A 7856-nucleotide genomic window follows, 5' to 3' on the forward strand; every position below is an offset into this window, starting at 1 on the left:
CCACGAAGGAGGACACGATGAATGCCCCCGCAAGCGCCCACCCGGTCACCGGCAACCCGGTCCGCGACCTGCCGCTGCCCGACCTGGCCGGTTTCACCCACCGTTGGGCCGACGCGGACGGCGTCCGGGTTCACGCCGTGGAGGGCGGCCAGCCGCACGGCCCGGCCGTCGTGCTGCTCGCCGGATTCCCGCAGACCTGGTGGGCATGGCGCAAAGTGATGCCGAAGCTCGCCGACCGCTTCCACGTCATCGCGATCGACCTGCCGGGCCAGGGCCACTCCGAACGCCCGGACATCAGCTACGACACGCACACGGTCGCCGCGCACGTCCACGCCGCGGTCAAGGCGCTGGGAGTCTCGACGTACTGGCTGGCCGCCCACGACATCGGTGCGTGGGTCGCCTTCTCCCTCGCCTTGAACTACCAGAGCCAGTTGCGCGGCCTGGCACTGCTCGATGCCGGTATCCCGGGCATCACCCTCCCCGACGCCATTCCGACCGACCCCGAACAGGCGTGGAAGACCTGGCACTTCGCCTTCCACCTCGTGCCCGACCTGCCCGAGACGCTGCTCGCCGGCCGCGAACGGGCGTACGTCGACTGGTTCCTGAAGGCCAAGGCCCTCTCCTCCGGCACCTTCGACGACGCCGAGGTCGAGCAGTACGCCGCGTCCGTGGCGGCCGACGGCGGTCTGCGTGCCTCCCTGGCCTACTACCGGGACGCCGCCCAGTCGGCGCGGAAGAACCACGCAGCGCTGGAACGACAGCGCCTGACGCTCCCGCTGCTGGGGATCTCCGGCAGCCACGGCTCCATCCCCGACATGGCCGCTTCCATCAGGCCGTGGGCCGACCACGCCACCGGCATCATCGTGCCGGACGCAGGGCATTTCATCCCCGATGAACAGCCCGCTGCCGTCGCTGCCGCACTGACCGGCTTCATCAGCGAAGACGATTGAGGCCGGGCGCAAGCAAGCGTTACCGGCCTTTCCCGCCCCCGCCCGGTGTACGGGCGGCGGGGCGGGGCAAACGCCTGATATGCGACCTCCCCAGCCGCAGCCGCAACAGGATCACACCGACAAGACTGCCGCGACGCTGCGCGAACGCGAGCAGTTGCAGCAGGCGATGGCGAACCGCCCCGTCATTGACATGGCCCGCGGAGTGCTGGTGGCGGGCTACGCACTGCAGCCGGAGGATGCCTGGGACATCCTCGTGACGGTCTCCCAGCACGCCAACGTGAAACTGCGGGAGGTCGCCGAGGCCATCGTGGCGACCACCACCGGCCAGCCAATGCCGGAAAGTCTGCGCAAGCATCTGACGACCGCCGTGCAGGCACGGCAAACCCCCTGAGCGCGATCTTCCAGAGCCCGGGCCGTCCGCCCTCGCGCCACGGGCAGCGTCCCGAGCAAGCAGCAGGCAGACGCCGCGCGGACCAGGCCCCGGCGCACCGCCCGAGGGCGGCCTTCGTCAACGAATGGCAGGTGGTGACGGAGCCGAACGCCGGATCAGGAACCACAGCTTCCCCTCCTCCCCCGGTGGTCTCGACCGAGCCTGCACGGCTCACAGCACAGCGGACTCAGCGCGCAAGGAAGAGGGAAAGGTCACCTGCACGAGGGGATGGGGCTTGTGCCTGCCCGCCGCGGCCCCGTAAATTCCGCGCGTGAGCGAAGCGGTGTCCCGAACAGCAACGATCCTGGTCGTCGACGACCACGAGCCCAACCGCTTCGCCGTGGGCAGCGTGTTGCGGCGGGCCGGCCACCGGGTGCTGGAGGCCGCCTCGGGCCCCGAGGCGCTGACCGTTCTGCACGAGGCCGATCCGCTACCGGACGTGGCCATCCTCGATGTCCGCCTGCCCGGGGTGAGCGGATTCGAACTCGCCCAGCAGGTACGGAACGACCCCCAGCTTCCGCATATCCCCGTCATCCATATCTCCGCGGAAGCCAACGATCCGGGCGACCGCATCCGCGGACTGACAGCAGGCGCCATGGCCTATCTGGCCTCGCCCGTCGCGCCGGAGGAGTTACTGGCCACGGTCGACCGGGTGCTGCTTTCAGAGCGCGAGGCCAAGACCGTCCGGGACGATCGCCGCTTCGCATTCGACCTGCAGCACGCCTTCCTTCCCCCGCCGGAGAAGCTGGCCGCGCTGGAGGCGGTCGACCTCTCCGTCGGCTACGTGCCGGCGATGGAGCGCGCGCAACTGGGCGGGGACTTCTACGCGGCCTTCGCCGTCGAGCGCGGCGTGCTTCTGGCCGTGGGCGACGTGGCCGGGCACTCCCTGGCCGCGGCCACAGTCATGGTCGAGTTGCGCCACGTCCTGCGCGCCTACGCCCTCGAAGGCCACCAGCCGCACCACATCCTGCGGTTGATGGACCGCCTCCTGGTGCACTTCCATCCCGGCGTCACCGCGACCATGTGCCTGGTCGTGCTCGATGTGCGCTCCGGTGCCATGGACATCGCCAACGCCGGCCACCTCCCGCCGCTGGTCGTCTCCCCCGACCGGCAGGCCCGCTACCTGCACTCGCACGGCCCGCTGCTGGGCCTGAACCTGCCGCACCAACCCGCCGTACAGGCCCGTCTCGAACACGGCCAGGTGCTGCTGATGGTCACCGACGGGCTGATCGAGCGACCCCGCGTCGATCTCGCCGTCTCCTTGGAAGATCTGCGCCGGCGCGCCGCACTGGCCCCCTGCGACCCCACCGCCCTGCGCGACTCGCTGTTGCAGCATTACAGCAGGCACACCGAAGACGACATCGCCCTGCTCGCCGTGCGTCGCCAGTCACCCGAAGCCGGCTCCTCCAGCTGAACTGCTGGTCGCCGGGGTGCTGGTGCGGCGGGCACCACCTGCAACGCCTGGCCGGCCCGCCGGTCCAAAGGGCGGGCCGGTGCTCCCCCCACGCGCGGGCAGCGCGAGTCCGCCGAACGGGGGCACGAAGCCGGCCAGCGGCGTGGGCGCGGCGGCCGGCGCCGCGCCAGGGAGCACTATCGACTGGAACTTACCCGGAACACACAGGAGACGCCCCGGTGAGCGACCAGCGCCCCGCGCCGTTCGATCCGGCGCTCTACCTGTCCCAGAAGGTCACCGGCGTACCGGCGGCCCTCTACCGCCCGGATCCGGCGCTGCCGCCCCACCCGTCGCTCGGACATCGGGCGTGGGAGCACTTCGGCAGGTTCGCCCCCGGCCTGCTGACCACGTCCATGTCCGCGCTCGCCTGGGGATGGGGCCAGCACGACGGTTCCGTCGCCCCGTTGTGGATCACGGGCTCGGTGGCCGCGATCACCGGTTGTGCGGGGTGCATCGCCGCCGCCCAGCCGAACGGCGACACCAACACGATGCGGATGGCCTTCGGCGGCGCGGCCGCCTTCGTCGTGGCCGGACTCACCGCCTGGACACCGGACTGGGAGCTGGCCGCGCTGCTGTGGGTCGGGTGCACCGCCGCGGTGTACGCGGTCTGCGCACCGCTGTGGCGCTCGGACCGGCGCGAAGCACGCAGCCAGGCACACCAGCAGGCCATGGAGGAGATCAAGGGTGCCAACGTCGCGCAGGTCGCGGCGATCCACGCCGCCGGCCAGGTGGCCACCGCGCAGTGGGAGTACCAGCAGGAGCAGGCCAAAGTCCAGGCGATCGTCGAGGCGTCCGCCGCCCGCCGAAACCGGACGCTGGCTCCCGGGCAGGAGTTGGACGTGGACGCTCTCGTACGGGCCGTACGGGCCGAACTGAACTGACGCTCTCGTGCCGCAGACGCCACCGCGCACGTGCCCTCACCCTTCACGGCCGAGGCCACTGCCCCGACATCCTCCGGCGCCCGCGGGCGTATGCCCGACACCGGCTCCGGACATCCCCCTGCCCCAGAGCGGTGCTCCGTGCCGCGGGGTGCACCTCGGAACACGGGCAGGGCCGGTAGCGTGATCGTCTGCCGCATGGAATGTCCATGTCTCCGCCCGGCCCGTGCGAGGGATTCCGGCGGCGAGCGAGGGGACCGCTATGAGCGAACTGACGAAGCCCACCGTCGACGTTCCGGAGGGTGACGCACCCGCCGAGCTGACGACCCGGGACCTCGTGGTGGGCGACGGACCCGAGGCGCGGCCGGGCACGGTCATCCGCGTGCACTACGTAGGAGTCACCTTCGCGTCCGGAAAGGAGTTCGACTCCTCCTGGGAGCAGGACCGGCCGTTCAAGTTCGCCGTGGGCGGTGGGAGGGCCATCAAGGGATGGGACCGGGGCGTGCGGGGCATGAAGGTCGGCGGCCGGCGCGAGATCATCGTTCCCCCGCGTCTGGGTTACGGCAAGCAGTCCCCCTCTACGCTGATCCCGGCGAACTCGACGCTGGTCTTCGTCGTGGACCTGCTCTCGGTCGTGGACGGAACGACCCCGCGCGGCCCAGGCCTGACCGGTCCGGCCTGAACCCGGTGTTGCGGGCAACCGGGCAGCCCACTATCGAGGACCGCCACGACGCTCACCGGCCACGTCGCGCCGCGCCGTCGCCTCCATCGAAGAGCACGCGCACACCGACCTCGGCATGACCGACATCGCCGCAGCCGCCACCGGGATCACCGTGACCGCCAGCGCCACCCGCTGGGGCTGTGCCCAGCCCAACCGGTTCGCCGCCGTCTATCAGGCCGCCTACGGCTGCCCGCCGCACCAGACCCTCCTCGACAACGGTGCGTGACCTTCGCGGCAAGGAGGCGTGATGCACGGTTGTCGGCCTTGACCGGTACTCAACTCGCCAAGGGACAGGGGTGGTCACCGTCGGCGACGAGGCGCCGGTGATCGTGCAGCGTGCCCGGTGGACTGATATTCCTGCCCGGCCCAGCGCGGCACTCGGTCGGGTGGTTTGCTCACGCCCAGCGGTGTGTGTCCTGCGGTCCGGTTCGCGCGGCGGCCAAGATCCGTAGGTGATCTTCCACTTCCCTGCCGGTGCACGCATGCACCGGGGCCGTCTGCCGGCCGGCGCCGCAGCCCTGGCCGCCCTCTCGTCCCTGTCTCTGCTCTCCCCGACCGCCCATGCCACCGACCCCGGCATGGTCGGGGCCGGTTCCGCCGGTCCCGGCGACGCACGCTCCGCTGCGGCACCGCGGGTGCCCAGCGCCGGTGAACTGCGCACCGACGCCTACCTGCAGACCCTGCGTCATGACACCCCCGCCGCACGGGAATTCTTCCGCTCCCTGCCGAAGGGGGCAGATCTTCACAACCACCTCTCCGGTGCCGTCTCGACCGAGTACCTGATCGAGCTCGCCGGGCGGGACGGGCTGTGCATCGAGAAGAAGTCGATGACTGCCGTCGAGGGGCCGTGCGGCAAGGGCCAGCGGCCTGCCTCCGACGCGCGGTCCGATGCCGCCTTCCACCGCTCGCTTCTGCGGGCCTGGTCGATGCAGGACTTCCCGGCCGGCAAGTCCGGGCATGACCATTTCTTCGCCACCTTCGAAAAGTTCGGCGAGGTGCCCTGGCGCCACACCGGCGAGCTCCTCGCCGAGGTCGCCGACAGCGCGGTGGCGCAGAATCAGTTCTACCTGGAGACCATGAACACCCCCGCCTCGGGATCCGCCAGACGCCTGGCCGACAAGGTCGGTTGGGACGCCGACCTGGATCGGCTGCACGACGCACTGCAAGCCGGCGGCGGGCTGGACCGCCTGGTCGCCGAGGCGCGGCGCGATGCCGACAAGGCCGACACCGAACGCAGGGCCGCGGGCCGCTGTGCCACCTCGGAGGCGGCGCCCGGCTGCAAGCTGCCGATGCGCTGGATCTCCCAGGTGAGCCGGGGCAGTTCGCCCGAACGCGTCTTCACCCAGATGGCGCTGGGCCTCAGGCTGGCCGAGAAAGACCCCCGCTTCGTGGCCATCAACCTGGTCCAGCCCGAGGACGGGGACAGCGCACTGCGCCACTACCGGCTGCAGATGCGCATGCTGGACTACCTCCACCAGCAGTACCCCAAGGCCCACATCACCCTGCACGCAGGTGAGTTGTGGCCGGGGCTGGTCAAGCCGGAGGACCTGACCTTCCACATCAACGAGGCCGTGCACACCGGGCACGCCGAGCGCATCGGCCACGGCGTCGACCTGGTCCACGAGGACAACTGGCAGGACCTGGCGCGCACCATGGCGCAACGGCACGTGGCGGTCGAAGTGCCCTTCACCAGCAACGCACAGATCCTCGGCGTCTCCGGCGAGGATCACCCCTTCAACGCCTACCGGGCCCACGGCGTGCCCATCGTCCTGGCCACGGACGATCCCGGCATCTCACGGACCGACATTAGCCACGAATACCGCTACGCGGCCCGCACCTACGACCTCTCGTATCCGGAGCTCAAGGACCTGGCCCGCGCCTCGCTGGAGTACGCCTTCCTGCCCGGGCGCAGCCTGTGGCGCGAGCGCGCCACCGCGGACAACTACCGGCGCGCCGCGCGCTGCCAGCACGATGTGCCCGGCGAGGCCACACCTTCGAGGGCGTGCGCCGGGCTGCTCGACGCCAGTCCGAAAGCAGCCGTGCAGTGGCGCCAGGAAGCGGCCTTCAACCGCTTCGAGAACGGCCACACCTACGCGGGATAGCGCCCGCGCACATGTGATTGTGCCCAACTGCGTACGGACGAATGTGCTCAGTTGGTGACGTGCTGAGGCCAGTGCCCCGCCCCGACGCACCAGACGGCACCGATCGGTGATCGGTGCCGTCTCGCAGCCGACTACGCCTCGTTGAAGCCACGCGACGCGTCGTAGATGTCGAGTTCGATGAAGACCACGTAGAACCTCGTTACGACGTACTGGACCATGACGTGGTCCTCCCGCACTGAGCGGGTCACTGTATCGGTCGTATAGGCGAGGTGACTGCCGGCGCCCTCTGGCTCGGCTGCGATCCTGCCGACCAGACGCAGGAACGTTTCTCGGTCTCCGGCCGGCATGTAGTCACGGAACCGCGCAACCTGCTCGGTGAACTGCACTCTTCTCTTCATCAAGGCAGGACTCTATGGGCAAGACCGACGCCCTTGCCGGGATTTTCGACAGGGCCTGGCGACCTGCAACCCAGCCGCAAGGACGCCGACAATCGGCCGTCCGGCAGACCACACCGGCCGCCCGGGGAGTCCACGGCTCCCTGGGCGGCTGGTGACCACCGTGGCCGCGCCGGTGCGAGACGGCAACGAAGTGGTGGCCGCGTTGTCAGTCGTGGCACCCAGCACCGGTTTCGCCGAAGCGGGCTACGGGCCTGCCGTGCGGGCGACAGCCCGGGCGCTCTCCCGCCGCGCCTCGGTCACCCGCCGCTGAGTGTCAGCCTTCGTCGGCGCGGTGTCCGGGATCGGGCAGTGGAGTGCCGGTCTCCAGCAGTGTCTTGAGGCTGGAGAGGATGGGCGGCCACCCCTGGATGCACATGTCGTGCAGGAAACCGGCGGGGTCGAAGTCGTGCGTGACGGTCAACTTGACCCGGGCACCCTGAGGTTCGAGATCAAAGGTGACCCGGGAGCGCCTCTCGGCCGCGAGCCGGCTGCGCACTTCCTCGCTGATGCCCACCGCCTCGGCCCACTGGGGGGTGAAGGTGTGCCAGGTGTAGGCGAGCCTCTGGTGGGGGCGGCAGGTCAGGACGACCTGATCGGGGTGGGCGATGTCCGCTCCGCTCTGCGTCCAGACGAGGGGCGAGCCCTCTGCCCAGTCGGTCGTGAAGCGCACGCCCCAGTAGCGGTCGGTCAACGCCGGATCGGTGAGGGCCTGCCACAGTTGCTCGGGGGTGGTGCGGATGTACGTCGTGTACACGAACGACTTGCTGTCCATGGAGGGTGCTCCAAAGCTCTTCAGGTCCGCGAGCGCAGTCACCCGCTGACGGTCGAAGCGACAGTCCCCGCTTTGCGACTGCGCTGATCGGCGCCGCCGTTGCAGGAGTGCAG

Annotated in this window: 9 protein-coding genes; 7 read left to right on the top strand and 2 right to left on the bottom strand. The window is 70.2% G+C overall.

The genetic code is table 11. The features are described from left to right. The first annotated feature begins 17 nt into the window (after positions 1 to 17). The 7 genes from ACQKIP_RS33380 (at position 18) to ACQKIP_RS33410 (ending at position 6534) form a co-directional block, all read left to right on the top strand. Positions 18 to 950, top strand: a complete 933-nt coding sequence (locus tag ACQKIP_RS33380; RefSeq protein ID WP_365866862.1) for an alpha/beta fold hydrolase — start codon at positions 18 to 20, stop codon at positions 948 to 950. Positions 951 to 1029: 79 nt separating this feature from the next. Continuing rightward, a complete protein-coding gene (locus ACQKIP_RS33385) occupies positions 1030 to 1341 on the top strand; it encodes an ANTAR domain-containing protein (protein ID WP_365866860.1) in 312 nt (103 codons plus the stop codon). 310 nt (positions 1342 to 1651) lie between these two features. Next, on the top strand, positions 1652 to 2794 hold the full coding sequence (locus ACQKIP_RS33390; RefSeq protein ID WP_365866858.1) for a PP2C family protein-serine/threonine phosphatase: 1143 nt from the start codon (positions 1652 to 1654) through the stop codon (positions 2792 to 2794). Between the two features lie 218 nt (positions 2795 to 3012). Further along, positions 3013 to 3714 carry a hypothetical protein gene (locus tag ACQKIP_RS33395; protein WP_365866856.1) on the top strand — a complete coding sequence of 234 codons (702 nt, stop codon included), beginning with the start codon at positions 3013 to 3015 and terminating at the stop codon, positions 3712 to 3714. Between the two features lie 259 nt (positions 3715 to 3973). Next, complete coding sequence (locus ACQKIP_RS33400; RefSeq protein WP_365866855.1) at positions 3974 to 4393, top strand: FKBP-type peptidyl-prolyl cis-trans isomerase; 420 nt, start codon at positions 3974 to 3976, stop codon at positions 4391 to 4393. Between the two features lie 115 nt (positions 4394 to 4508). Next, entirely contained in the window at positions 4509 to 4658 is a 150-nt protein-coding gene (locus tag ACQKIP_RS33405; RefSeq protein ID WP_365866854.1) for a hypothetical protein, read from the top strand. A 256-nt stretch (positions 4659 to 4914) separates the two neighbouring features. Beyond that, on the top strand, positions 4915 to 6534 hold the full coding sequence (locus ACQKIP_RS33410; protein WP_427745010.1) for an adenosine deaminase family protein: 1620 nt from the start codon (positions 4915 to 4917) through the stop codon (positions 6532 to 6534). 131 nt (positions 6535 to 6665) lie between these two features. On the opposite strand, the gene ACQKIP_RS33415 is transcribed toward ACQKIP_RS33410, so the two are convergent. Both ACQKIP_RS33415 and ACQKIP_RS33420 read right to left on the bottom strand, forming a co-directional pair. Next, positions 6666 to 6932: a hypothetical protein gene (locus tag ACQKIP_RS33415; protein ID WP_365866871.1), complete on the bottom strand. Its 267-nt coding sequence runs from the start codon at positions 6930 to 6932 to the stop codon at positions 6666 to 6668. Positions 6933 to 7245: 313 nt separating this feature from the next. Then, positions 7246 to 7743 (bottom strand): SRPBCC family protein, encoded by a 498-nt coding sequence (locus ACQKIP_RS33420; protein WP_365866852.1) that lies wholly within the window; start codon positions 7741 to 7743, stop codon positions 7246 to 7248. Positions 7744 to 7856 lie beyond the last annotated feature (113 nt).

Source organism: Streptomyces sp. NPDC059900, from assembly GCF_050270335.1.
Lineage (GTDB): Bacteria > Actinomycetota > Actinomycetes > Streptomycetales > Streptomycetaceae > Streptomyces.

Bases quoted from the DNA above. Each gene is read 5' to 3' on its own strand.
- ACQKIP_RS33380 (WP_365866862.1), top strand. From the start codon at position 18: ATGAATGCCCCCGCAAGCGCCCACCCGGTCACCGGCAACCCGGTCCGC.
- ACQKIP_RS33385 (WP_365866860.1), top strand. From the start codon at position 1,030: ATGCGACCTCCCCAGCCGCAGCCGCAACAGGATCACACCGACAAGACT.
- ACQKIP_RS33400 (WP_365866855.1), top strand. From the start codon at position 3,974: ATGAGCGAACTGACGAAGCCCACCGTCGACGTTCCGGAGGGTGACGCA.
- ACQKIP_RS33405 (WP_365866854.1), top strand. From the start codon at position 4,509: ATGACCGACATCGCCGCAGCCGCCACCGGGATCACCGTGACCGCCAGC.
- ACQKIP_RS33410 (WP_427745010.1), top strand. From the start codon at position 4,915: ATGCACCGGGGCCGTCTGCCGGCCGGCGCCGCAGCCCTGGCCGCCCTC.
- ACQKIP_RS33415 (WP_365866871.1), bottom strand. From the start codon at position 6,932: ATGAAGAGAAGAGTGCAGTTCACCGAGCAGGTTGCGCGGTTCCGTGAC.
- ACQKIP_RS33420 (WP_365866852.1), bottom strand. From the start codon at position 7,743: ATGGACAGCAAGTCGTTCGTGTACACGACGTACATCCGCACCACCCCC.